This window comes from Natrarchaeobius versutus (assembly GCF_041205745.1).
GTDB classification, from domain to species: Archaea; Halobacteriota; Halobacteria; order Halobacteriales; family Natrialbaceae; genus Natrarchaeobius; species Natrarchaeobius versutus.
Genome location: NZ_JBGFCC010000001.1, coordinates 1,074,754 through 1,098,160, shown reverse-complemented (window position 1 = coordinate 1,098,160; position 23,407 = coordinate 1,074,754). Strand labels below are relative to the sequence as shown.

Sequence of the window (23,407 nt, the reverse complement as noted above, 5' to 3'; positions counted from 1 at the left end):
TCGACTCTCGAGCAATGAAATCAGATATCCGGGTGTGTTCGGCGTGGCGCGAGCGACACGACCGTCCGGTCTACAGTCTTTCTTCGGAGTGTCCGGACTGCGGCGGCGAGACCGAAAACAGCGCTCCGGCACCGTTCGATCCCGAGGACCGGTACGGCGAGTATCGGCGTGCGCTTCGGAAACGGCAGTCATAACTTCCCCGACTGTCGTGTTGTCCTCCTCAACTCACGGAGTTTGTGCTGTCGGCTGACCTCCGTACCGGGACTTTTCACCCGCACAATCGAAGACTGAACGGATAGTAGCCACTGCACGTCATTGCACACCTGATCGCCGATACGTCTGGCGATCAGTGTGTAAATCGGTGCAGTTGTTACTATAGTAGCCGTTGCATTGGTCTTTAGTTAGGCCTCACACCTCGGTTGCGTAGCGGTAGCGAACCTCTCCTGTAAGATTGGTCGTTGCTTGTGGATCATTGGTGCGTCTTCGACCAGCCGTTCCAACAGAGGCGGCGGTGAGTACCCAAGATACTCACCAAGTTCAGCAAGGATGAGTTGGGCGTGCGACCGGGAGTGGTCTGCGAAAGCTTTGACCCCTATGAAAGCGTACCGACTGTAATGAAGAGTAATCAGCAGGGACAGCTGGAGAGACACCTGACTGATTCCGAACTTGACACTATCCCGCGGTATCCGGGTTGTCACGCCCATGACTCGACTTCTTTCGCACACGGACCAGTCAACAGAACGTGCTCTGTGGCACGTGAAATCCGTCGGTCTCTTGTGCCCCATATCTTGTTTCACGTTCTCATGGAGTAGCAGCGTTTCCATCGAGTCAACAAAGCAGTTGAACCCGACGTGAAACATACGGAGGATACCTCTGGCGGTAGAAACATATATATGTGATTTGTGCGTCATAGTGTTTATGTGTCAGGTACCGAGACGATCAGGGAGGTCATAAGCGTGGATCGTCGGGATTTTCTCTCCTACATTGTGGTTGGTGGTACGGGCATTATTATCGTCGTTGTCGGATTTCTGGCCGATCAAGGTATGATTGATCTGCCGGGAGATCAGGCTATTTCCGAAGAATTCCGCAACAATCCAGGTTCACTTTCGTTCGATGCGGACGCTGGCGCAGATATAATGATCCGGGTCGACCCCGAATCGGAAGGCAATCGACGAGGAGAAATGACACTCAGTGACCCGAATGGAACGGAGGTAATCGACACGCGTTTTGATACCGCTGGTAATACGAACGAGCCCCACACCGCCGAGCAGAGTGGTTCATATCAGCTCTCTGTTGATCCACATGGTGGAACGTATCGCGTCACTGTGAGCGTCAATGACCCAGAGGAGTGACTCAGCAAACTTCCAGTTGATGACTTTTCGAGAGGAATATTGACTGCTTCGTTGAATAGATGCTAAGACACGGCTAGAGCGCCTCACACAGCGATTCTATGTTTGTGACGGTGAACATGAGGACAATTTCACGGAACTGTCGATACCAGCCGAGCGTTCGCACGGCATCGCCGAGGCTCAGAAGATCCACAAGCAACGTCCGATTCTCCAAGAACAGTTCGGTACCGCCATCAAACCGGCTGCTGAGGCCTAACTAAAGACCAATGGTAGCCGTTGAAAGCGATCTGTATTCGATCGTACGACTGCTGTGTGAGCGGTGTGTAAACTGTTTTAGTGGATATGATACTGGCGTAGCACCGTCTACTATCACCTCATTCAATTATTCTGATGGGCGTATATCGCTACACTCCATCTCTCTTAACGATGTATATCATAAATGCAATAATGCCTGGGATAATAGCGAATAAGAAGAGTACTGGTATGAATACTGCCCAAAAAATAGGCCAATCGAACGCTCTATCTTCTGCATCGGAGTAGAGTTCGTAACTCAGAAACAATAGCAGGAGGACCGTAACAAGAACGAAGACGCTGAAAATTGGGTCCGATGGTCCACCAGGAATGAAAGCCATCATCATTCATTCACGCTAACTATTTTCGCCAATATAGTTGTTTCTATCTTTAAATAACTTGATTAATATTGTTGGGGTTCTGGAGACTATCTCTACTATCGTTGATGCTGTGTCGTATCGATTATCCGGGAATACGATGATCTAACCCAAAAAACCCACTATCAGGGCCTCGAACTCGAGAAGAGTGGCCTCTTGGACGTGATTCTGGAATCATCGTAACAACTGCTACTGTATTTGGCTGTGCAATTCCAAAATAGTACCGACGCGCTCTTAAACGTCGCAGTCGCTGATACGGTATGGACGAACTCGAGATCGACGAAATCGCCGAGGTCGACTTGGACGATCCCGTTCTCGTCGAGGGATTGCCGGGCGTCGGCCACGTCGGAAAACTCGCAGTCGATCACGTACTCGAGGAACTCGAGGGGGAGAGTACGCTGGTTCGCCGGGTCTACTCGCGGGAGTTCCCCCCGCAGGTGAGTATCGAGGACGGCGTCTCGGAGCTGACCTGTGCGGAGATCTCCGCCGTTTCCGTGCCGGACGGACGCGATCTTCTCGTGCTGACGGGCGACCACCAGGCACAGACCAACGAGGGCCACTACGTGCTGACGACGGCCTTCCTCGATATCGCCGAGGAGTTCGGCGCCTCGGAGGCGTTCGCACTCGGCGGCGTTCCGACGGGCGAACTCATCGACGAGTACGCCGTCGTCGGCGCCGTCAGCGACGAATCGATGCTCGAGGCGCTCGAGGACGCCGGCGTCGAGTTCCGCGAGGACGAACCCGCCGGCGGCATCGTCGGCGTCTCCGGACTTCTGCTCGGCCTCGGCGAGCGCCGGGGCTTCGAGGCGGCGTGTCTGATGGGCGAGACCAGCGGCTACCTCGTCGATCCGAAAAGCGCCCGCGCGGTGCTCGAGGTGCTCGAGGCGGTCCTCGAATTCGAACTCGATTACGAGTCACTGGACGAACGCGCCGGCGAGATGGAGGACGTCATCGGCAAGATCCAGGAGATGGAACAGCAACAACAGAGCATGGAGATGCCGACGGACGACGACCTCCGGTATATCGGGTAACGCCTCGAGCCGATTTTAGCCGCTGGGGCTTGGAGTGGAAACCCGCTCTTAGCGCCGACGATCGACGGAATTCGAACGGGTCGACAAATGACGGAACTCGGACGGATCGACGATCGACAGTGTCCGTACGAATCGAGACAGTCGATGCTGGTGTTAGTCGTCAGTCTGGCATCGGTCGACGCCCGTGATTTCGAAGCGGGCACCGCCGGCCGATCCCTCCGTCACGGTTAACGTCCACCCGTGTGCGTCGACGACCGACCCGACGATTTGCAATCCGAATCCCGTCCCTTCCGCGGCAGTAGTGTAGCCGGCCTCGAGCACTGATTTGCGGTCCCGGTTAGGGATGCCGGGACCGTCGTCCTCGACGGAGAAACCGTCGGCGAGTTCGCCGACCGTAACGTGGACGTCGGTCCCTCCGTGTTCGACCGCGTCTGCAGAACCGTCAGGTTCTGCATGGCTCGTGGAGCCGTGCTCCACGGCGTCCTCGGGAGTTTGCGATCGAGGGCTCGTCGAACCGTGTTCGACGGCGTTGCGAAAGAGGTTCTCGAAGACGTGTTGTAACGTGATGGGATCCGCCTCGACGAGTCCGGCGAAATCGATCGAGAGCGTCGCGGAGGTCGTCGGGACGTTTTCCCACGCACGCTCGGCTACGACCGCCAGAGAAACCGGCTCGAGTTCGTCGATTCGTTTCCCGTCCTGGGCGAGTACCAGCAGTTGCTCGATGATTTCCTCCATTCGCTCGTGGGCCTCGTCGACGTAGAGGAGTGAGTCGTTGTCCGCCTCGGTTTCCACGGTGTCGAGATAGCCTCGTGCGACGCTGAGCGGGTTCCTGAGGTCGTGTGACACGGTCGAGGTGAACGCTTCCATCCGCTCGTTCTGTCGGCGCAATCGCTGTTGGACTCGCTGTTGTGCTGTCTCGTCGCGAAGAACGACGACCCAGCCGACGTTCCGCCCGCCTCGGGAGAGGGGTTTTACGAGCGTTCTGTGGTAGGTCGTCTCTTCCGGCGGTGTCTCGATCTCGAGGAGTTCGTCCGACGCCGTCTCGGGATCGAAGTCGGGGAGGCTCTCCGAGAGTCGGTCGCCCGGTCGACAGCCGACGTGTTCTACAGGCGGTTCAAGGCGAGTGTCTCGGGGTTGACCCCGAGGGTGAAGCCGACAACGCCTAACCTGTCAACGCTAATCCATACCTTTACAACACCGTAGTCCGTCGGTTAGGATATGGAGGAGTCGCTCACGAAGACACTCGTCTTCCAACTCCAATCCGGTGATGAGCGACTTCTTTCCGAAGCGTACCACGAAGCACGATGGGTGTACAACCAGACCATCCAATTAGCGAAAGACGGCATGGACTGGGACGACATCTCACCACGTCTTGAAGACGAAGCTGACCTTGTGAAGAACACCACGCAACGCATCGTCGCCAAAGCACTCGACGCACTTCAGCAGTCTTACGACCGCGACGACTACAACACTCCCAGTCACGAGAAGACCAGGCCATATCCGCTGCGAATGAACTTCACCGAGGGATACAACCTCTCCCTCAAAGACGACAGGATACACTACCGAATCAGTGCCAAACCGTACAACCCGGTGAAAGGCACACTTCGTGGCGCACCAGACAACCTCAAACTTCTCGAACAAGCCCTCGAAAGTGACGACTGGCGTGTCGGAACCGCCGAAGCAATGACGCGTAACGGCAATCACGAACTGCACGTCAACGTCACTCATCTCGAAGCCACGGTTCAAGATAAACACGATGCTCAGACTGTCGTGGGAGTAGACATCAACGAGGATTGCGTAGCCCTTTCAGCGCTACGCGAAGACGACATCGTTGATTCGATGGTCATCGACTACCCTGAAATCAAGAAAGAGCGCCATCGCTACTTCACGATGCGAAAACGGATGCAACACGCTGGCCAGACAGCGTTCGACCGCGTGTTCGAGGACAAGGAAGAACGGTACGTTCACGACCAACTCCACCAACTCTCTCGACGAATCGTGGAGTGGGTTCAGCAATTTGAGTCGCCGCTCGTTGTGTTTGAAGACCTCAAGCATATGCGAGATTCGATTGATTACGGTACTCAGATGAACCGTCGGTTGCACTCCCTGCCGTTTCACAAACTTCGTTCGTTCGTCGCGTACAAAGCGGCGTTCGAGGGGATTCCGAGTGATGAGATCGACCCGGCTTACACCAGCCAGACGTGTTCTTTTACTGGGTGTGAGCATACGGCTCGGTCGAATCGCCGGAAGAAGCGGTTCAAGTGCAACGCGTGTGGTCGGCAAGACCACGCTGACCGAAATGCGGCAGTGAATATTGCGAAGAAAGGATTGGAGAAGTTGAATCGAAATGTGCCTGCTCTCAACACGTTACCGACTGTTCGGAAACTGCGACGGCAGGCATCGGGCTGTGTGAACCAGCCGACCGTGACCCACGCAACCGTTCGAGGCCACCAAGCCGATGGTCGCATGGGAGTGTCCGATTAAACCACGGGAAGCCTCGGGGCTTGACCCCGAGGAGGTTCACAGGTACTCGTCTACGGCGCGTGCGCGGCGGGATTCGCAGTTGGGGAGCTGTAATCGGCGAGGATTCCCGCTCGCCGGTCGCATCGACGCCTCGAGACTACCCCTCGAGCACTTCGTAGGTGACGTCGGCGTCACGTAACGTGTCCGTAACGCGACCCACCTCGTCGGTCGTGACGACGACGGTCACCTCGAGACCGCGTTCGGCCCCTTCGGCGGCGATGTCGCCGGCCGCGAACGGAACGGCGGGATCGGTTCCGGCCTCGCGGCAGGCGACGACGGCCTCGACGCCGGCGGCGACGATCAAGTCTGCATCCTCACAGTGGTCGGCGACGACCCTCGAGTCGACGGCGCGGCTTCCACCGGTTCGGACCGCTGGAACCTGGAAAACGGTGACGGAGCCCGGCTCGAGGTCCATGACGCCCTCGAAACTGGTGACGCCGACGTCGGTACCGGCCTCGGCATCGGTCGTCGCGACGCCGGTTGCCGGCCCCTCGTCGCCGGAGCGGGCGTGGAGCAGGCCGTTCTCGACGAACAGGGAGACGGTGTCGCCCTCTTCGATGTCGTCGGTGGCGATGTACGCCGCTTCGCTCATCGCGTCGAGGATGTCGCCGGTGACGTGATCGGCGAACCGGCGGACGTCGTCTGCGGTCTGGAACAGCCAGTCGACTCCCTCCGGAGTGACGCGGTAGCGCGATCGCCCTTCCTTCTCGACGAGCCCCTCGTCGACGAGTTCGCGGATGTACTCACTGACTGCCTGGCTCGTAACGCCGACTTCCTCGGCGATCTCGCCCTGACTGACGGCGGGCTGGCGCTCGGCGATCTGCACGAGGATCCGAAACCGCGTCGCGGCTCGCTTGTTGTCGAGGACGTCAACCATATCCCAGTCTTCTCACCAGCGAAGCAAAAAGCTACGCGGTTGACGCCGCCGAAGACAGTCTCGAGGCCATTCGAGACGCATCGTCGAGATCCGTCAGGGCCGGTCGCCTCGATCGGCCGGATGCCCACGCATGCGCTCGATCGGGATCCACGGCGAAGCGTTCGGTCCGCGGCGAAGCGTTCGATCCACGGCCAAGAACGAAGGTCGTGGCCGTCGTCCGTGATACTCGTACATCTGACCGAGCCGATCAATCGATCTCTGCGCTTTCGAGGGCGTCTAACGGCCCGTCCACCGGAGAACGAGGTCGCGGCGACGACTGAACAAACTCATTAGGGTTCGATACAGTCTCGAGAGCATGAACGACCGCTACGACGTGGTGATCGCCGGCGCGGGTCCGGCCGGTGCCCAATGTGCGCGTGACCTCGCTGCCAGAGGCTACGACGTCGTCGTGCTCGAGACGGAGTCCGAGGACGAGTTCCCCCGCCAGAGCAACAAATCGACCGCGGGAACGTTCCCGTCGATGATGGCATCGTTCGGGATTCCCGACGACGTGGTGATGCAATACACCGACAGCGTCGTCCTCGAGTCGCCGAAAGACCACTACGTGCGCGAACAGCCAGGTGCCGTCCTCGAGTTCGCCGACTTCAAACGGTTCCTGGTCGCGGACAGCGCGGAAGACGGCGCCGAGTACCGCTTCGACGCGCGCGTGACCGCGCCGATCACCGAGGGTGGCGAGATCGTCGGCGTCCGGTACAACGGCGACGAGGAGGTCTACGGCGAGATCACGATCGACGCGACGGGACCGGCCGCGCCGCTCGCGAAGAAACTCGACGTCGTCGACCTGGAACGCGAGAACCACGCGATCGGCATCGAGTACGAGTTCGAGGGCATCGATATCGACCGCCCCGGCTTCGCCGACCTCCACGACGCGATGATGCTCCGGCTCGACCACGCGATCGCGCCCGGCGGCTACTCATGGATCTTCCACACCGGCGAGGATACGGCGAAAGTCGGCCTCTGTTACATCCAAAACGACATCCACAGCCGGTACGCCCGCGAGAGCTTCACTATCGACGACTACCTCGAGCACTGGCTCGAGACCGACCCGCGGCTCCGTAACGCCGAGCGACTCGAGGGGAAACAACACCGCGGCTCGGCGCACATCCAGCCGCCGGGTCAGATGCACACCGATCGGTTCATGGCCATCGGCGACACCGTCCCGACGGTCGATCCGCTCTGGGGCGAGGGGATCAACAAGTGTATGCAGTCGGGCCGGATGGCGGCCGCCGCGGCCGACAGCTGTCTCAAACACGGCGACCTCGAGCCGACCGCGGCAAACCTCGAGGTGTACGATACGCTCTGGCACCGAGAGGTCGCGCCGAACGTTCGAAATCGGCTGTGGATGACGAAACTCCTCTACCTCGCGGAGAACGACCGGTACGACCGACTCATGTCCGATCTGAACCGAATGGACGACGAGACGCTGGCAAACGCCAACAACGGGAACCTCCGCTCGATCGCGAAACTGCTCGGCGTTAGCGATCTCCCGCTTCTTACCAGACTCGCTCGCTGGGAACTCGGACTCGGTGGACTGGATTGAGTCGGAGGCTGGACGACGACGAACACGCCGGGATCGAACAAACGCGAAGCGTTTCCGACGTTCGACAAGCTCACAGATCGATGGGTAATCGACTGAGTGTGACTGTCTGATGTCGTACCGGTGTCCTCACGGAAAAATCCAGAGTTCACCGGTGAATCGGTCTAATCGGAGACGGATTACGGCTACTCGGCAACGGTTTTTCACAGTTACTCTCAGCGGCCGATGATCTCGGCCGCTCGGGTGATCGTGGCGAACTCCCCGTCGAGCTGGGCCAGCGCGGTCCGATGGACGGTGTCGGCGTCGAACTGTTCGCCCTCGAAGCTCCGATCGAACGTCGCGGTCGCGTCGGCGACGACGGTCACGCCGAAGCCGCGATTCTCGGCCATTCGTGCGGTCGTCGAGACGCAGTGGTCGGTGGTCAACCCCATGAGAACGAGCGTGTCGTAACCGCGTTCCTCGAGCCATGCCTCGAGGTCGGTGTCGACGAACGCACCGTTGACGGACTTGACGAACACCGGTTCGTCGTCGCGAGGTTCCAGTTCCGGTTTGAACGCGAACCCGGGTCGGTCCCCCCGGAGTGGCGACTCGGGTTCGGTCGAGTCGTGTCGAACGTGGACGACGGGGCGGCCAGTCGCGCGCCACCGTGAGAGCACCGTCGCGGCCCGGCGTTCCGCGTCCGGATTGTTTCGACACCCCCACGACTCGTCGTCGAACCCACACTGGAAGTCGATCGGGATCAACACGGTGCGCTCGAGGGTCGAACCTCCGCCCGGGTCGCCGGTAGGTGTGGATCCGGTCATGGGGGCCGGCTGACGCGGGTTGCCGGATTTCGATTCTCCCCGAGCGTCGCTCTCGGTCGCGGCCCTGTGAGCCGGACTCGTCGTGTGGGGGCTTCCTGGTCCATTGTCGTCTGGAACCCAGGGTCGTTCATTGCGTACGAGTTGGGCTTCGTACCAATGTATGTTTAGCTTTTCTCCGTACTTGCCTTTCGTCGCCCGCCGGTTAATATCAACCCATCTTCACGTCGACGACGGTTCCGTCGCTACGAGACGCTCGGTTCTGAATCGATTTGTCGGTGAGTAATCGGTCTACTTCGATCGTCGGTTCGACGAGTTGGTACCATTTCCCACGAGCACCTTCGGATCACGAACGACTCTGTAATCTGGTCGAAACTGACACCACCACGTGATCGGGCCGGAACTGACCGCCAGCGGTTCGTATCAGACGTCTTCGGGAAGCCACCCGCCGTCGACCTCGATATTTTCGCCGCTGACGTACGCGTTTTCGGGGTCGAGAAAGAAATACAGCGGTCGGACCAGATCCGCGAAGTTCGCGGGACGACCCCGGGGTAACTCGTCGGGAAACTCCGCGGAGTTCTCGACGACGTACGGCGAAATCGCGTTGACAGTGATTCCGTCGCCTTGCGTATCCGCCGCGAGCATCCGCGTAAACATCAGGACGCCAGCTTTCGCGGCGAAGTACGGGAAGTTCTTCGCGCTCACCAGTCCCTTCTCCGAGGAGGCGTAACCGACGTTGACGATCCGTCCGAATTCGCGTTCACGCATTCCGGGTAACGCACGTTTCGAACAGAGGTAGGTGCCGTTCAGGTTCGTCTCGAGCACCCGGTTCCATCGCTCGAAGTCCATCGCTTCCCAGTGTTCGGGCGCGAAGTCGCCGACGTTATTCACGAGGACGTCGACGGAACCGAGTTCCGACTCGACGGTCGCGAAGATGCCGTCGACGCTCTCGGGATCAGTTACGTCCCCCTGGACCGTCGTCGTCTCGGACGCGCCACGGTCGGCCGCCTCGTCGGCGACGTCGCGGGCCGCGTCCGCGCTCGTGTGATAGTGGACGGCGGTCTTCGCACCGCAGTCGGCGGCCGCCAACAGCAGTTCTCGACCGACGCCTTTCGCGCTCCCCGTGACGAGCACCGTCTGGCCCTCGAGATCAGGTCCGTCCATGGGGGTTCCTCGAGAACTATGGCGAAAAATCGCTCGAAACCGGGCGTTGAGACCGGTTTCGACCCGCGACTTCGGTCGAAAAAAGTCCTGAATTTAAGTAGGTCCCGAGCGATAGCCGATCCATGACACTCGAAACAGTCCTGCTCGCCATCGGACCTGGCGACGCCGAACGGAGCGACGAACTGGCCGAAGCGGTCGTCGAGGTCGCGGCCCCATCGGACGCGACGGTCGTCCTTGCACACGTCTTTACCGACTCGGAGTACGACGAAGTGCTCTCACAACTCGAGTTCGACGTCGATCACGACGAGATCGATCCGGACGAGGTTGCGACGCGCCACTCGACGGTTCGTGACCTCCGTTCGGTCTTCGACGAACACGACGTCGAGTACCGCGTACAGGGCTCGGTCGGCGAACACGGTCCAACGATCGTCGACGTTGCGACCGACGTCGAGGCGGACCGCGTCGTCGTCGGTGGCCGCCGGCGTTCGCCGACCGGAAAGGCGGTGTTCGGGTCGACCGCACAGGAGGTCCTCCTGTCGGCTCCCTGTCCGGTGACGTTCGTCCGGAGCGCCGACGAGTAGGTTTCCGCCCCGTTTCTCTTACCGCCGAGACGGCCGTTTCGGATTTCGTACTCGGTTCGCGCATCGATACCGGTTCGTTCGGCCGTGGAATCGTGGTGCCGTTTCGTATCGATGTCTGACGATCGACTCGCGGTCACAGCGATAGTAACAGCTGAAACTATGTACACACCGATCGCACGACAGCTGTGTGATCGGGTGTGCATTGACTTTCAGTGGCTACTATCGAGTCTCCGGCGCCGGTACTGACCGACGGTACTCCACAGAGAGACTCGAGCGAGCGGTCTCCCAAAACTGAACTCGTCGGCGAGTACAATATGTGCAGTTAAGTGTCGCGGCGGACGTCTTTCAGGTAGCATGGTCTACTATGCGGGCGTCGATCTCGGCGCGACGAACGTGCGGGCCGTCGTCGGCGACGACGAGGGAACGGCGATCGGCCGAAGCCGCAACGCCACCCCGCGCGGCCCGACGGGGATCGACGTGACGGAAGGCGTCCTCGAGACGCTTCGAGAGGCCTGTGTCGATGCCGGCGTCGATCCAGAGGAGATCGTCGCCGCGGGAATCGGTTCGATCGGCCCCTTCGACCTCGCGGAGGGTGCCGTGATCGACCCCGCGAACCTGCCGGATTCGATCGATCGCATTCCGTTGACCGGCCCGATCGAGATGCTGATCGACAGCGACGAAGTCTACCTCCACAACGATACGAACGCGGGCGTCATCGGCGAGCGCTTCCACGCCGAGCGAAACCCAGACGACATGGTCTACATCACCATCTCCTCGGGGATCGGTGCCGGCGTCTGCTGTGACGGGGAGATCATCGACGGCTGGGACGGCAACGCCGGCGAGGTCGGCCACTGCGTCGTCGACCCGCGTGGGCGATTGACCTGTGGTTGTGGCCACGACGGCCACTGGGAGGCCTACTGCTCGGGCAACGGCATCCCCGACTACGCCCGATTGCTCGCCGAAGACGATCCGACGACCGAGACCGCGCTTCCGCTCGAGGATCCGGATTTCACGGCGAGGGACGTCTTCGAACTGGCGGGCGACGACGAACTGGCCGACTACGTGATCGACCAACTCGCCCACTGGAACGCGATCGGCGTCGCCAACGTCGTCCACTCGTTCGCGCCGATCGTCGTCTCCTTCGGCGGCGCCGTTGCACTCCACAACGAGGAACTGGTCGTCGACCCGATTCGCAAACGCGTCTCCGAGATGGTGATGTCGAACGTCCCGGAGATCCGTGTGACCGACCTCGGCGACGACGTCGTTCTCGAGGGGGCGCTCGCGAGCGCGATGACGAAAGGAACGGGCGACCGCAGACGTCTCCGGGGCTGAATTGCAGACGACCCGCTCGGAGCGTCACAGAGCCAATCCGCCTCGAGTCGTCGGCGAGCGGGGGGTGACCCCGCGCTATTTATTCACCCACCCCCTGGATAGGGTATGCGGCGGAGATCGTTCCTTCGGACGGGCGGCGTCGCCTCGGTTGCCTTGACCATCCCCACATCGAGTGCTGTGGCCGGTCGATCGAGGGTGTCCGGCGCGTCGACCCAGGAATCGTACGAACCGCTCGGTCGCGTCTCCGTCGAGGGGGCCGCCGAAGCCGTCCTCGGCGACGACGGTTCGGTCGCGTACCTCGCCGCGACGACTGGCTTTGCGGTCGTCGACGTCAGCGACCCCGAAGCGCCCGAACTCCTCGCCGAGGATCGAGCCATCGACGCCGACGGGTCGCCGTTGCTCCAGATCCTCGACGTCAAAGCCGACGACGAGATGCTGGTCGTTCCGGGGCCGGCCAACCCCGACTCCGACGAGTTCTTTCACGGCTTCGTCCGATACGACGTGAGCGACCCCGCCGATCCGGTCGAAATCGGTCAGCCATACGAGACGGGCTTTCACATCCACAACTGCTATCTCGACGGCGAGGTGCTGTACGTCGTCGCGAACGACGTCGACGAGAACCCGCTGGTCGTCTACGACCTCGGTGGAGAGGAGGCCGAGGAGATCGGCCGCTGGTCGTTGCTCGAGCACGAACCCGGCTGGCGCGACGTCGACTGGCAGGCGCGGTATCTCCACGACGTCTACGTCCACGACGCGATCGCGTACCTCGCCCACTGGAACGCCGGCACCTACCTGCTCGACGTGAGCGACCCCGCCGAACCCGAGTACGTCTCCCACGTCGCCGAGACGGACCTCGAGTCCCAACTGGAGGTCGAAGACGACCGGGATGCTCGGCTCGGCCTGCCGGGCAACGATCACTACGCCGCGGTCGACGAGACGGGCGACCTCCTCGCCGTCGGCCGGGAAGCGTGGTCGACCGGCGGCGACGACCCCGACGGGCCGGGCGGGATCGATCTCTACGACGTGAGCGATTCCGAGGAACCGAGGTTCCGCGCGTCGATCGACGCGCCGCGAGCCGCCGACGAGCGCTACTACGGACCGCTGTGGACGACCGCCCATAACTTCGAGCTTCGCGACGGCGACCTCTACGCCTCGTGGTATCAGGGTGGCGTGACGATCCACGACGTGAGCGACCCCGCCGAGCCGACCGAACGCGCCTCGTGGCGGGACCCGGAGACGGCGGGATTCTGGACCGCCCGCGTCGCCGAACCCGGCCAGACGTTCGTGGCGAGTTCGACGCCCGCAATTCCACACGGGCTGACCGACGGTGCGCTCTACACCTTCCCGATCCGTTCCGGCGAGCAGGCCGACCAGCCATCGCTTACCGACCTCGACGCCCTCGAGTTCGACGGCGATCCCGACGCTGGCGAAAACGAATCGTCGAACGGCGGCGGATCCGACGACACCGGTGCGGCGACAAACAGTAGCGACGGCTCGACTGTCGCGAGCGACGACGCGGAAGACGACGATGCGTCCGGCGGCGCGGATCGGACGCCCGGATTTACCGCGACCGGAGCGGTCGGGGCCGCAGGCGGCCTCGCCGCCCTCGAGTGGTTCCGCCGGTACACGCGGGAGGACGATCGGGGTCCGTCGTGACTGCCGGTCGCAACCGCGTTTTCGGAGTCTATCAGGGTCGTTCCTGACGATATCGGTCGTGTGACCAAACCTATTCACTTCTCGAGTCCGTAGGGTGACCAATGACGGAATCCGACACCGACGGGGCGCTTCGCGATCGGGTCGAGGCGTGGCTCACTCGCGAGATGCCGATCATCCAGATGCACGGGGGGACCAGCGCAGTTCGGGAGGCCGACCCCGAGACCGGCGAGGTCATCATCGAACTCGGCGGCGGCTGTAAGGGCTGTTCGGTCAGCGACATCACAACGAGCAACATCGAGGCCGAATTGCTCACCTGGCCCGAGATCGAAGACATTACCGTCCGCGTTCCGGACGCCCGCGAGAGCCTCGGCGGCCCCGACCAGGCCGAATCGATCATGGGAATCGATCGCACGGAAGGTGGACGCGGCGACTGGGGATCGTCGAATCCCGGCAAGGATCACCTCTGATACGAATTACTGTCGCGATTTGCCAGTAAGGCCGCCGCTCGGGTTGCGGTCTCACCGGAACTGACCGACAGTAAACCGTATGAGACGATCCGCCGTACCGACGGGGCGCCACGACCTCGAGACGGTTCGTCGACGCCGGAACTGGCGGATGGCGGTCCGTCTGGGAGCGGGACTTTTCGACTGCTCGAGTGCGGTCGGACGCGTGGTGGGAGTTGACACGGGCGGACAGTTTTGGGAACGCCTATATGCTTTTACGCGTCAATTGCGGAGTCGTACACAATGAGGACGCGTGGATGCCCCAAGGCAGGAGGTGACGACGATGGTCGACGACGCTGAGGAACCCGTCGAACCCGTCGAGGACGCCGCGGACGAATCCGGAGACGAACCCGAGACAGACGGCGGCGTTCGCGCCTACACGGTCCGACTGGAGCTAGTCGACGAACCGGGCGAACTGCTCCGTGCGCTCGCCCCGATCGCCGACAACGGCGGCAATCTCTTGAGTATTCACCACGAGCGCGGCAACATGACGCCGCGCGGGCACATCCCTGTGGAGGTGGATCTCGAGTGCCCGCCGGATCGATTCGACGGCATCGTCGACGCGCTTCGGAATGCCGGGGTCAACGTCATCCAGGCCGGCGCCGAACACTACGGCGAGGAGGTGAGCGTCGTCCTCGTCGGTCACCTCGTCGAGAACGACCTCTCCGATACGCTCTCCCGGATCGAAGACGAGGTCGACGCCGTCGTCCTCGACCTCTCGCTCGCCGCACCCGAAGGAACCGAAAGCCTCGCCAGCGCGCGCGTCCGTCTCGCGATCGACTCCGGGCGCGCCGACAAGGCGCTCGAGGCGATCCGATCGATCGGTTCGGACAAGGAACTCACCGTCGTCGAACCGCTTCTCGGGGGTGAGACGGCGTGAAACTCGCGATTCTCGGTGCAGGTGCCGTCGGCCGATCGGTCGCCGACCTCGCCGGCGAGTACGGCCACGACGTCGTCGCGATTGCGGACTCGAAAAGCGCCGTCGCGGACGACGACAGCATCGACGTCGAACGAGCCCTCGAACGGAAAGCCGGCGGCGAACCCGTCGGCTCCGGTGCACCCGAGGACGCCTTCGAGGCCGACTACGACGCACTCGTCGAGGCGACCCCGACGACGCTCGACGACGCCGAACCTGGCTTTTCACACACAAAACGCGCACTCGAGGCTGACCGTCACGTCGTCCTCGCGAACAAGGGACCGGTCGCCGAACGCTACGACGAACTCCGGACGCTCGAGGCCGACAGCGCGGGATCGGTGCGATTCGAGGCGACCGTCGGCGGCGCGATTCCAGTGCTGTCGACGATCGAAGACGAGACGCCCCAGGCCGTGACGGCCGCCCGCGGCGTCTTAAACGGCACCGCGAACTTCATCCTCACCCGAATGGCCGCCGAGGGACTCGATTACGAACACGTCCTCGCGGAGGCCCAGGATTTAGGCGTCGCGGAGGCCGACCCGACGTTCGACGTCGACGGCACCGACGCCGCGCTCAAGTTCGTCATCCTCGCGAACGTGCTCGCCGACGGCGGCTTCTCACTTTCCGACGCCACCGTCGAGGGCATTCAAAACGTACCTGGAAGCGCACTCGACCTCGCCGCCGAGGACGGCCGGACGATCCGACTCATCGGCGAGGCCACCCGGGAGAGCGTCCGCGTCGGCCCTCGACTCGTCCCCGAAAACGGCGCGCTGGCCGTCTCCGGGACGCGAAACATCGTCCAGATCGAGACCCGTCACGCCGGCTCGCTCCACTCGAGCGGCCGGGGCGCCGGCGGTCCCGAAACCGCGACCGCCGTGCTCTCGGACGTCGGCCGACTCGAGTAAGCTCTCGGAGCGGGCGATACGGTCGTCGATAGATTCGGTTTTCGGGATCGTTTTTGTTTCTCGAGGCTCGTTCCCGTCGTCTCCACCACTTTCCGCCGTCTCCACCACTTTCCGCCGTCTCGTACGGGATTACTTTCCGTCGTCTCGTACGGCCTGGGTATCCGTACCCCCCGTAGACGAGTCCATCGTGCGCCGGAAACGATTTACAACAGCCCCGATCACCTCTCGTATGGAAAGTATCACGATCATTTACGCGATCTCGTTCGTTCTGCTGGCGGCCGGCGTAATCAACGCCTGGCGCCGCGATAGGCGTCGGAACGCGCTCGGACTATCGTGTCTGTTCGTCTCGGTCGCGTTTATCCTCGCCAGGAGTTCGATTTCCGGGCTGGTCGACTGGATGGACACCGCCGTTACCGTGGCATCGATCGTCTTCGCCCTCGCCGGCGCGTATCTCGTCGTGACGGAGTGACCACCTCTTCCCACCGATCGAGCATCGGGGCGGACGAGCGCGAACCGTCTGTCCCGTGTGAATTACACACAAACCGCAAGAGGGCGCCGGGTTGGACTGAACGCACTTTCGAAATGGTTTTAACCGCAACGGGCGAACAAGACCGATATAAGCGCCTCTGCGCGTGAGCTACAACAATGAGCGAACGACACCAGAACCTGGCCATCATCGGTCACGTCGACCACGGGAAGAGTACGCTCGTGGGACGCCTCCTCTACGAGACGGGGAGCGTACCAGAGCACGTCATCGAACAGCACCGCGAAGAAGCCGAGGAGAAGGGCAAAGGCGGATTCGAGTTCGCCTACGTCATGGACAACCTCGCCGAAGAGCGCGAACGCGGTGTCACCATCGACATCGCCCACCAGGAGTTCTCGACCGACGAGTACGACTTCACTATCGTCGACTGTCCTGGCCACCGCGACTTCGTCAAGAACATGATCACTGGCGCGAGCCAGGCCGACAACGCGGTCCTCGTCGTCGCCGCTGACGACGGTGTCGCACCGCAGACCCAGGAGCACGTCTTCCTCGCCCGCACGCTGGGCATCGACGAGCTCATCATCGGCATCAACAAGATGGACGTCGTCGACTACAAAGAAGACACCTACGACGACGTCGTCGAGGAAGTCACCCAGCTGCTCAAGCAGGTTCAGTTCAACACCGACGACGCCTCGTTCATCCCGATCTCGGCGTTCGAAGGCGACAACATCGCCGAGGCCTCCGACAACACGTCGTGGTACGACGGCGAAATCCTGCTCGAGGCACTCAACGACCTGCCGGAGCCTGAGCCACCGACGGACGCCTCGCTCCGCCTCCCAATCCAGGACGTCTACACCATCTCGGGTATCGGTACCGTCCCCGTCGGACGTATCGAGACCGGTGTCATGAACATCGGCGACAACGTCTCCTTCCAGCCCAGCGACGTGGGCGGCGAAGTGAAGACGATCGAGATGCACCACGAGGAAGTGCCGAAGGCCGAACCCGGCGACAACGTCGGATTCAACGTCCGCGGCATCGGCAAGGACGACATCCGCCGCGGTGACGTTTGTGGCCCCGCCGACGACCCACCGAAGGTCGCCGAGACCTTCCAGGCACAGATCGTCGTCATGCAACACCCAAGCGTGATCACGGCCGGATACACGCCGGTCTTCCACGCTCACACCTCGCAGGTCGCCTGTACGATCGAGTCCATCGACAAGAAGATGGACCCAGCAAGCGGCGAGGTCGCCGAGGAGAACCCCGACTTCATCCAGTCGGGCGACGCGGCTGTGGTCACCATCCGACCACAGAAGCCCCTCAGCATCGAGCCGTCCAGCGAGATCCCAGAACTCGGGAGCTTCGCCATCCGCGACATGGGTCAGACCATCGCGGCCGGCAAGGTCCTAAGCGTCGACGAGAAATAAATGCAGCAGGCACGCGTTCGACTCGCGGGCACGAGTCCAGACGACTTGGACGACATCTGCGACGACGTCCGCGAGATCGCGAACAACACCGGCGTCAACCTCAGCGGTCCGATCCCGCTGCCGACCAAGACCCTCGAGGTGCCGACCCGGAAGTCGCCTGACGGCGAAGGCACTGCGACGTGGGAGCACTGGGAGATGCGCGTCCACAAGCGCCTGATCGATCTGGACGCCGACGAACGCGCACTCCGACAGCTCATGCGCATTCAGGTGCCAAACGACGTCTCGATCGAGATCGTCCTCGAAGACAACTAGGGCCGATCGCGATCCCCAATTTGCGGATTTTACGTTTTCTCTCACGCACGTAGCAACCGGTATGGAGCGTCCGCCAACCGATACACCTCGTGGGGACTTTTGGCACTCGCCGTCGCAGTACCGGTATGGATCGCTTGCGGTCGGCCTCGAGTGCAGGTTCGCGGTCGGCGTCGAACGACCAGCCCAATTCGGGTTCCTCGAGTCCCATCTTCGAACTGCTCGTCGTCTTCGTCGTCGTCTTCGTCCTCCAGGGTGTGACCGCGCTCGCGGGCGTGATGACCGGCCTGTTCATCCTCACGCCACCGATCGAGCACAACCCGTGGACCATCGTTACGAGCGTCTACGCTCACAGCGATCTCTGGCACCTCCTCTCGAACAGCGTCGCGCTCGTCGTCTTCGGCTGGCCCGTCGCTCGAGCGACGACGCGGCTGCGATTTCACACGTTCTTTTTGATTACGGGTGCGATCGCGGGCATCTCTCAGATCACCCTGACCGCGTTTGCCGCCTCGATTCCGATGGTGTACGTCCAGCCGTCGCCGGGTGTCCTCGGCGCCAGCGGCGCCGTTTTCGCCCTTCTGGGATATCTGATCGCGTCGAGTCGACTGTCGGCCGGACTGGTGTCGTTCGTCGACGTTCCCCGCTGGCTCGCCGCCGTCGTTTTCCTCGCACTCGCCGCCGCGGTCACCATCGCGACCGCCGCACCTCGAACGGCGCTGGTCGCACACTTCGTCGGGTTCTTACTCGGGCTAATCGCGGGTCGCGCTCGCGTACTGTTCGTACCGTCGGAGTCGACCACCGACCGACGGCCGGCGTGATCTCTTGATCTGTCCGATGTGAGGCCGTAGTCGACGGTTAGTAGCGTCGACTGCCGGCGACACTCGCGAGCGCGCTCGAGGACCGCCGTCGGGCAAACCCTGGATACGGATCTCCGGACCTGGGAGCAGTCGATAACTACCCTGGACATCCTTCCACCAGCGACCGACACCAATCCGTTCCGAACCCATCCACCGACCGAAAAGCGAATCGAACGGCTTCGACGATAGTTCGCCGACGGAACATACTGACTCCCGATTCTTTCGCCCCCGAATAGTCAGGTACTTGTCTGGAACCTAAAAACGTAAGCCACCGAGCTGTCATCGATGAACCCACTGAACCGCACGAAAACGTTCGGGGCGAAGCTATTCCCGTACGTTCCGTGGACCGCCATCGCCGTCGCCATGGTGTGTACGATTCTCGCGGTGAACGGGATCTGGCGCGTCCACGTTTTTCCGGACCCCTCGTTCATCCAGGTCGTACTCAATCCGTTCTACTACGTGTCGAATATGTTCGTCCACTCCGACTGGGCACACTACTCCGGGAACGTTCAGTTGTGGCTCCCGTTCGCCGCCGTCCTGGCCTGGCTCACGAGCGACAAACACGTCCTCGCGATCGCGGTGACAGCCAACGTACTGGCGACCGTCATCGCGCTCGCGATGGGACAGATCGGTTTCGGACTAAGTAGCACAGTGCTGGCCGTCGCCGCCGCCACACTCGTCCGATCGACGGGATATGCAATGCAAAACGCCTCGACAGAGACCCTCCAGGCCGCGGTGGCGGGTGCGCTCGTCCCGGTCGCCGGCGCGTTCCTCTTCATCTTCGTCCTCGCCGGCGGTTCGACCAACATCGGCCACTTCCATCACTTCCTCGGTTTCCTGTTCGGCGGCGCGATCGAGATCATGTACGTCCTCGGCGAACGCGAACGCGAGGACCGAGTCCGCGACATTCCACGAGGGATCGGTCGATGACCGACGCTCGAGCCGAGCTATTCTCGAGCGCACTGCTTACTCGGATCTCGAGAAGACCTCCCACGCCATGGTTGAAACACAAGCTACAAATACAAACCCGGGTTAGAAATGGTCGAGGGCTCGTAGATCAGTGGCAGATCGCTTCCTTCGCAAGGAAGAGGCCCCGGGTTCAAATCCCGGCGAGTCCATAGCAGTACGGACGTTTCTCGAAGTGTACCGGTAACTGCCTCGAGAGCGACCGAGCCGGAATTTTGCGCTTGGGAGAGTAGCGTACAAACTCCCGCTGAGAATCGAAGGACGAACAAATCCGAATCCGCCCCGACGCCGTATTGCGATTACTCCGAGGGAAATTGGGGGTGGTTGGCGTGAGTTCGTCATTTGGCAGACAGGTAAGTTCCAATACTTGTCAGCATTGTGGTGCTCATATCACCGAGCAATTCGCTCGGGTCTTCGGTGACGATCGCGACCGCGCCCACCGGTGCGGCGAGTGCGACACCTACGCTCGGCTGAGCCGAGGGTCCGCCGCCGGTCTCGACGTTTCGATTCCTGATCCAGAGACGTCGGAGGGGCGTCACGGAGGTGAGCCCGATGTATAGGCCGTTGTTCGTCCCTGCAAGCGAGTTCTACGACGTCGAAACTCGCACGCCGCTGGTTCACCCGGCCTACCAAGCGAACGACTCAGAGGTCCGCGAAGCCGTCGCAACGCGAGGTGAGCAAGCGTGACACGCCTTGTCGATTCTACCGAGTGTGAGCGGTGCGACGAGCCTGTCCCTGCGACGAGCCGTCTCTGTCCGGACTGTGCTCGAGAAGCGCGCCGCGCTCAAGGTGGTCCGCTGTGAGTCCGTCGCTGACGAAGTGTCCGGTCTGTGGCGGTGTAAGCGAGAAGGTGTACCGCTGTTCGGAGTGCGGGGCCGATCTCGTCGGCCGTGGATCTGAGGACGGGGACAAACGATGAGTGTGGACGTCTCCGATGACCCGGTACAGTTCGATGACGTTACCGGGTCCGAAGCCGACACGTTCCCCCTTCCTCGAGCCCATGGTGCGGCGGTCAGTAACCATCTCGCCGACATCGTGAATCCAGATCCCGATCGAGCCACCGACCGTGGCACTCTGTACGATCGGGCACTCACCTACTGGCGAGAGCACGTCGGTGACGTCGCAGAAGAACCGTATCTGGCCGTCGAAGACTTTGACGCCGAGTGGCTTCCGGACGGAAAATACGCGCTCGTCTTGACGTCTTCGCGGTGGAAAGCCGGGACCGGGACCGGTGACGACTATCGAGCGTACTATCAGCAGCACCTCAAACTCAGAGAGTACGACGTCGATGACAACGGCGAACTTACGTTCCGAAAGCCACCGCTGGCTCTGCACGTCGAAGTCATCCCGCAATTCGAACAGATGGTCTACAAGAGCGGCGACCCGCTCGAGTGTCCCTACGGCGAGGGAACCCGGCTGGTGGGCTGGACAACGTGGGCTGAAGATCCGTACGAAATCGAGCGCCGGATGTACGACGCCCTCCGTGCGGTGTATGGTGCCGCCGCGCTCGACCTGGACGATCGCGTCGACGAGGCTCGTCGACTTCCGAAAGCCGAGGCGCATATTCGGTTCGACATCGACAAGAAAGCGCCGCTGATCGAGACGCTGGACCAGTCGAAAGCACTCATCGATTGGGGCGGAGATTCGGAGATCGAGGCTCACCAGAAGCGTCAGAAAGAAGGCTGGCTCGAGTGGGTATTCTCGAGCGACCGGTGGCACCTGCTCGGCTTCGATCCGCAGCGGTACAGCACCGAGGTGAAGGTCTATCAGGCGACCGATTGGCACCGGAAGCCTCGAAGCCACTACGCTCACCATCCGAAGCTCGAGGCGTCGTACGCTGGCGTCGACCGGGGGAAGCTCCCGCACGTTTCCGAGTGGGACGACGTTCTCGAGCACCTGCGGACGGTCGTCGCGACGCACGCGCAGTGGGCCGGGATCGAACGGTCAGACCTCGTTGCGGACGACTATTTCGACGGTGCACAGTCTGAGCCGTGGGACTTCGAGCGGCCAACGGGCCGTCGTCGAATGCTCAAACGTCGGTACGAGGATCTGGCGACCGACATCTACCGCGAGGCACTGAAAGAGTCCACGACGGCCGTCTACGACATCCTGCGCGTGATCGCCGAGCACGACGGGGCGAACTACGACGCCCTGGAGGAACGGACTGGGCTGGCGAGATCGACGGTGCGGTACCACGTCCGACGACTCGCCGAGGAGGGGATCGTTTACCGGAAGGGGAATCCGGTGATGGTCTACTTCGTCTCCGAGGTCGTCCTCGAGCGAGCGCGTGAGATTCTTCGCGAGGTCCGGCCGAACGATACAGTGGAAGACCGCGACGAGCGGGCTGAGGAACGCCGTGAGCGACGCGAGAACCAACAGGAGGACGGAGAGGCCGAGCCGGCCGACACGGACGACGAGGACGCGAACAGCGCCGATGGGACCGGCTTCGAGTACCTGGCGCGGCTCAGTGCGTCCATCCACGACGTCGCCTACCTGATTGAGTGCGACCGGCTCGACGATCGCGACGTCCGAGTCCGTCGCGACGAACTGCCGCCGCCATTACGGTAGGTCGTCGTCGGCCGGGTTCGCCCGGTGAATAGCTACAGTAGTCGGTTTCGTCTCTTTCTTTCACCCCTTCGTGACAGTGTTGCTTGTTTTCCTAACCGACACGTCTGTTATTCGACCTAAATTTCACTTTCACACGGGTGTTAACGAGGAAGTCTGCTCGAGCATCGGCCAGTTTCGGCGCCCGAGGCATGGAAACGAACCGGCATAATACCCGGCTTACAGGCCCTAAATCGGATGATTTGGGCCGGCATTCGCGCACCGCGACTAGCAAGCACCCCTACGGTAGGTGCCCCTAAGGGGGCAGGGCAATTGCGCGGCGCGCAGAGCGCGCGCCGCGCTCCAGGGAAGACGAATTGGCCGATACCACACCGCAAATCGACTCTGCGGTAGTATTGTGGGTGGCCAGTACCTCGATAACGAGTGTTGTCGAATCCGCTTAGGAGGAGTTAGAATACGTCGCCAATCGAAATTTTAGCTTGCTCAGTTCCGCGGTGATCACCGCCACCGTGCCAGCGGAGCAACGGAAGATCACTCGATCGAACCATCTTGTCTTTCACGATCGTGCAACCGGACCGCCCGTGTGGCCGGTAGACGACGAAACAGTACCATCCGTCGGCCTGTCGGAGTCGGTCGTGGTACGCCCGATAGATTTTGAAGTTTCCCGGCTGGCCGTCGCTGTGCTCAAGCATCGTACTCTTAATTTCGACGGGGGTACCGTTCTGAAAGCGGGCATCGTGCCACGACGATCGCTCGAGGTCGAACCGCCGCTTCTTCGCCATCCGCTTCTCGCAGATCGTGCCGAAGTGGTTGGCTCGCTTCGAACGATTCACGCGGACCACGCGCTACGCGCGCCGATATATATCAACTCCTCCGCACTTCTCGCCGTCCGCCCATCGGACG

At 61.7% G+C, this 23,407-nt stretch carries 25 protein-coding genes, 1 tRNA gene and 2 pseudogenes; 21 read left to right on the top strand and 7 right to left on the bottom strand.

Translation table 11 applies throughout. The annotated features are described in order from the left end of the window. Positions 1-14: 14 nt before the first annotated feature. Positions 15-194: an RNA-protein complex protein Nop10 gene (locus AB7C87_RS05290; RefSeq protein ID WP_369728351.1), complete on the top strand. Its 180-nt coding sequence runs from the start codon at positions 15-17 to the stop codon at positions 192-194. A 207-nt stretch (positions 195-401) separates the two neighbouring features. On the opposite strand, the pseudogene AB7C87_RS05285 reads toward AB7C87_RS05290, so the two are convergent. Next, positions 402-572: pseudogene (locus tag AB7C87_RS05285) on the bottom strand (IS4 family transposase); the annotation flags it as partial. A gap of 348 nt (positions 573-920) precedes the next feature. Here AB7C87_RS05285 and AB7C87_RS05280 point away from each other — a divergent pair. Beyond that, positions 921-1,352: a hypothetical protein gene (locus AB7C87_RS05280; protein WP_369728350.1), complete on the top strand. Its 432-nt coding sequence runs from the start codon at positions 921-923 to the stop codon at positions 1,350-1,352. A gap of 73 nt (positions 1,353-1,425) precedes the next feature. Here AB7C87_RS05280 and AB7C87_RS05275 read toward each other — a convergent pair. Then, a pseudogene (locus tag AB7C87_RS05275) lies at positions 1,426-1,533 on the bottom strand (IS5/IS1182 family transposase); the annotation flags it as partial. A 744-nt stretch (positions 1,534-2,277) separates the two neighbouring features. Here AB7C87_RS05275 and AB7C87_RS05270 point away from each other — a divergent pair. Beyond that, the gene (locus AB7C87_RS05270) at positions 2,278-3,048 is read left to right on the top strand and encodes a proteasome assembly chaperone family protein (protein ID WP_369728349.1); all 771 of its coding nucleotides are present in this window, start codon (positions 2,278-2,280) and stop codon (positions 3,046-3,048) included. A gap of 153 nt (positions 3,049-3,201) precedes the next feature. Here the strand turns inward: AB7C87_RS05270 and AB7C87_RS05265 are convergent, their stop codons facing one another. Then, entirely contained in the window at positions 3,202-3,936 is a 735-nt protein-coding gene (locus AB7C87_RS05265) for a sensor histidine kinase (RefSeq protein WP_369728348.1), read from the bottom strand. 6 nt (positions 3,937-3,942) lie between these two features. On the opposite strand from AB7C87_RS05265, the gene AB7C87_RS05260 reads away from it, so the two are divergent. Together AB7C87_RS05260 and AB7C87_RS05255 are read left to right on the top strand one after the other, a co-directional pair. Continuing rightward, on the top strand, positions 3,943-4,251 hold the full coding sequence (locus AB7C87_RS05260; RefSeq protein ID WP_369728347.1) for a hypothetical protein: 309 nt from the start codon (positions 3,943-3,945) through the stop codon (positions 4,249-4,251). Between the two features lie 15 nt (positions 4,252-4,266). After that, positions 4,267-5,532 carry an RNA-guided endonuclease InsQ/TnpB family protein gene (locus AB7C87_RS05255; RefSeq protein ID WP_369728346.1) on the top strand — a complete coding sequence of 422 codons (1,266 nt, stop codon included), beginning with the start codon at positions 4,267-4,269 and terminating at the stop codon, positions 5,530-5,532. Positions 5,533-5,668: 136 nt separating this feature from the next. Here AB7C87_RS05255 and AB7C87_RS05250 read toward each other — a convergent pair whose 3' ends face one another. Beyond that, complete coding sequence (locus AB7C87_RS05250) at positions 5,669-6,448, bottom strand: DUF7839 domain-containing protein (RefSeq protein ID WP_369728345.1); 780 nt, start codon at positions 6,446-6,448, stop codon at positions 5,669-5,671. Positions 6,449-6,803: 355 nt separating this feature from the next. Between AB7C87_RS05250 and AB7C87_RS05245 the strand changes: the two genes are divergently transcribed. Continuing rightward, positions 6,804-8,048 (top strand): digeranylgeranylglycerophospholipid reductase, encoded by a 1,245-nt coding sequence (locus AB7C87_RS05245; protein WP_369728344.1) that lies wholly within the window; start codon positions 6,804-6,806, stop codon positions 8,046-8,048. Between the two features lie 212 nt (positions 8,049-8,260). Here AB7C87_RS05245 and AB7C87_RS05240 read toward each other — a convergent pair whose 3' ends face one another. Together AB7C87_RS05240 and AB7C87_RS05235 are read right to left on the bottom strand one after the other, a co-directional pair. After that, entirely contained in the window at positions 8,261-8,848 is a 588-nt protein-coding gene (locus tag AB7C87_RS05240) for a cysteine hydrolase family protein (protein ID WP_369728343.1), read from the bottom strand. Between the two features lie 420 nt (positions 8,849-9,268). Next, positions 9,269-10,009: an SDR family NAD(P)-dependent oxidoreductase gene (locus AB7C87_RS05235; protein ID WP_369728342.1), complete on the bottom strand. Its 741-nt coding sequence runs from the start codon at positions 10,007-10,009 to the stop codon at positions 9,269-9,271. A gap of 122 nt (positions 10,010-10,131) precedes the next feature. On the opposite strand from AB7C87_RS05235, the gene AB7C87_RS05230 reads away from it, so the two are divergent. The 15 genes from AB7C87_RS05230 (at position 10,132) to AB7C87_RS05160 (ending at position 22,507) form a co-directional block, all read left to right on the top strand. Continuing rightward, on the top strand, positions 10,132-10,590 hold the full coding sequence (locus AB7C87_RS05230) for a universal stress protein (RefSeq protein WP_369728341.1): 459 nt from the start codon (positions 10,132-10,134) through the stop codon (positions 10,588-10,590). Between the two features lie 354 nt (positions 10,591-10,944). Then, entirely contained in the window at positions 10,945-11,922 is a 978-nt protein-coding gene (locus tag AB7C87_RS05225; RefSeq protein WP_369728340.1) for an ROK family protein, read from the top strand. A 105-nt stretch (positions 11,923-12,027) separates the two neighbouring features. Next, the gene (locus AB7C87_RS05220) at positions 12,028-13,578 is read left to right on the top strand and encodes an LVIVD repeat-containing protein (RefSeq protein ID WP_369728339.1); all 1,551 of its coding nucleotides are present in this window, start codon (positions 12,028-12,030) and stop codon (positions 13,576-13,578) included. Positions 13,579-13,679: 101 nt separating this feature from the next. Continuing rightward, the gene (locus tag AB7C87_RS05215) at positions 13,680-14,045 is read left to right on the top strand and encodes a NifU family protein (RefSeq protein WP_369728338.1); all 366 of its coding nucleotides are present in this window, start codon (positions 13,680-13,682) and stop codon (positions 14,043-14,045) included. 319 nt (positions 14,046-14,364) lie between these two features. Then, the gene (locus AB7C87_RS05210; RefSeq protein ID WP_369728337.1) at positions 14,365-14,961 is read left to right on the top strand and encodes an amino acid-binding protein; all 597 of its coding nucleotides are present in this window, start codon (positions 14,365-14,367) and stop codon (positions 14,959-14,961) included. Continuing rightward, complete coding sequence (locus AB7C87_RS05205) at positions 14,958-15,899, top strand: homoserine dehydrogenase (RefSeq protein WP_369728336.1); 942 nt, start codon at positions 14,958-14,960, stop codon at positions 15,897-15,899. The genes AB7C87_RS05210 and AB7C87_RS05205 overlap by 4 nt, the downstream gene beginning before the upstream one ends. Before the next feature lie 229 nt (positions 15,900-16,128). After that, complete coding sequence (locus AB7C87_RS05200; RefSeq protein ID WP_369728335.1) at positions 16,129-16,368, top strand: hypothetical protein; 240 nt, start codon at positions 16,129-16,131, stop codon at positions 16,366-16,368. A gap of 176 nt (positions 16,369-16,544) precedes the next feature. Then, positions 16,545-17,807, top strand: coding sequence for a translation elongation factor EF-1 subunit alpha (gene tuf, locus AB7C87_RS05195; RefSeq protein ID WP_369728334.1), 1,263 nt, complete (start codon positions 16,545-16,547; stop codon positions 17,805-17,807). Further along, the gene (gene rpsJ, locus AB7C87_RS05190; RefSeq protein WP_124178671.1) at positions 17,808-18,119 is read left to right on the top strand and encodes a 30S ribosomal protein S10; all 312 of its coding nucleotides are present in this window, start codon (positions 17,808-17,810) and stop codon (positions 18,117-18,119) included. It begins immediately after the preceding gene. Between the two features lie 125 nt (positions 18,120-18,244). After that, positions 18,245-18,934, top strand: a complete 690-nt coding sequence (locus tag AB7C87_RS05185) for a rhomboid family intramembrane serine protease (protein ID WP_369728333.1) — start codon at positions 18,245-18,247, stop codon at positions 18,932-18,934. 324 nt (positions 18,935-19,258) lie between these two features. Next, the gene (locus AB7C87_RS05180; RefSeq protein WP_369728332.1) at positions 19,259-19,903 is read left to right on the top strand and encodes a hypothetical protein; all 645 of its coding nucleotides are present in this window, start codon (positions 19,259-19,261) and stop codon (positions 19,901-19,903) included. A 116-nt stretch (positions 19,904-20,019) separates the two neighbouring features. Further along, positions 20,020-20,091 (top strand) — tRNA-Ala (locus AB7C87_RS05175). 168 nt (positions 20,092-20,259) lie between these two features. Continuing rightward, positions 20,260-20,499 (top strand): DUF7563 family protein, encoded by a 240-nt coding sequence (locus AB7C87_RS05170; protein WP_369728331.1) that lies wholly within the window; start codon positions 20,260-20,262, stop codon positions 20,497-20,499. Beyond that, positions 20,492-20,626, top strand: a complete 135-nt coding sequence (locus tag AB7C87_RS05165) for a hypothetical protein (RefSeq protein ID WP_369728330.1) — start codon at positions 20,492-20,494, stop codon at positions 20,624-20,626. The genes AB7C87_RS05170 and AB7C87_RS05165 overlap by 8 nt, the downstream gene beginning before the upstream one ends. Positions 20,627-20,854: 228 nt before the next feature. Beyond that, positions 20,855-22,507, top strand: coding sequence for a DUF7845 domain-containing protein (locus AB7C87_RS05160; RefSeq protein ID WP_369728329.1), 1,653 nt, complete (start codon positions 20,855-20,857; stop codon positions 22,505-22,507). A gap of 446 nt (positions 22,508-22,953) precedes the next feature. Here the strand turns inward: AB7C87_RS05160 and AB7C87_RS05155 are convergent, their stop codons facing one another. Then, complete coding sequence (locus AB7C87_RS05155) at positions 22,954-23,337, bottom strand: PD-(D/E)XK family putative nuclease (RefSeq protein WP_369728328.1); 384 nt, start codon at positions 23,335-23,337, stop codon at positions 22,954-22,956. Positions 23,338-23,407: the final 70 nt, after the last annotated feature.

Bases quoted from the DNA above. Each gene is read 5' to 3' on its own strand.
- AB7C87_RS05290 (WP_369728351.1), top strand. From the start codon at position 15: ATGAAATCAGATATCCGGGTGTGTTCGGCGTGGCGCGAGCGACACGAC.
- AB7C87_RS05270 (WP_369728349.1), top strand. From the start codon at position 2,278: ATGGACGAACTCGAGATCGACGAAATCGCCGAGGTCGACTTGGACGAT.
- AB7C87_RS05255 (WP_369728346.1), top strand. From the start codon at position 4,267: ATGGAGGAGTCGCTCACGAAGACACTCGTCTTCCAACTCCAATCCGGT.
- AB7C87_RS05250 (WP_369728345.1), bottom strand. From the start codon at position 6,448: ATGGTTGACGTCCTCGACAACAAGCGAGCCGCGACGCGGTTTCGGATC.
- AB7C87_RS05245 (WP_369728344.1), top strand. From the start codon at position 6,804: ATGAACGACCGCTACGACGTGGTGATCGCCGGCGCGGGTCCGGCCGGT.
- AB7C87_RS05240 (WP_369728343.1), bottom strand. From the start codon at position 8,848: ATGACCGGATCCACACCTACCGGCGACCCGGGCGGAGGTTCGACCCTC.
- AB7C87_RS05235 (WP_369728342.1), bottom strand. From the start codon at position 10,009: ATGGACGGACCTGATCTCGAGGGCCAGACGGTGCTCGTCACGGGGAGC.
- AB7C87_RS05230 (WP_369728341.1), top strand. From the start codon at position 10,132: ATGACACTCGAAACAGTCCTGCTCGCCATCGGACCTGGCGACGCCGAA.
- AB7C87_RS05225 (WP_369728340.1), top strand. From the start codon at position 10,945: ATGGTCTACTATGCGGGCGTCGATCTCGGCGCGACGAACGTGCGGGCC.
- AB7C87_RS05220 (WP_369728339.1), top strand. From the start codon at position 12,028: ATGCGGCGGAGATCGTTCCTTCGGACGGGCGGCGTCGCCTCGGTTGCC.
- AB7C87_RS05215 (WP_369728338.1), top strand. From the start codon at position 13,680: ATGACGGAATCCGACACCGACGGGGCGCTTCGCGATCGGGTCGAGGCG.
- AB7C87_RS05210 (WP_369728337.1), top strand. From the start codon at position 14,365: ATGGTCGACGACGCTGAGGAACCCGTCGAACCCGTCGAGGACGCCGCG.
- AB7C87_RS05200 (WP_369728335.1), top strand. From the start codon at position 16,129: ATGGAAAGTATCACGATCATTTACGCGATCTCGTTCGTTCTGCTGGCG.
- tuf (WP_369728334.1), top strand. From the start codon at position 16,545: ATGAGCGAACGACACCAGAACCTGGCCATCATCGGTCACGTCGACCAC.
- rpsJ (WP_124178671.1), top strand. From the start codon at position 17,808: ATGCAGCAGGCACGCGTTCGACTCGCGGGCACGAGTCCAGACGACTTG.
- AB7C87_RS05185 (WP_369728333.1), top strand. From the start codon at position 18,245: ATGGATCGCTTGCGGTCGGCCTCGAGTGCAGGTTCGCGGTCGGCGTCG.
- AB7C87_RS05180 (WP_369728332.1), top strand. From the start codon at position 19,259: ATGAACCCACTGAACCGCACGAAAACGTTCGGGGCGAAGCTATTCCCG.
- AB7C87_RS05165 (WP_369728330.1), top strand. From the start codon at position 20,492: ATGTATAGGCCGTTGTTCGTCCCTGCAAGCGAGTTCTACGACGTCGAA.
- AB7C87_RS05160 (WP_369728329.1), top strand. From the start codon at position 20,855: ATGAGTGTGGACGTCTCCGATGACCCGGTACAGTTCGATGACGTTACC.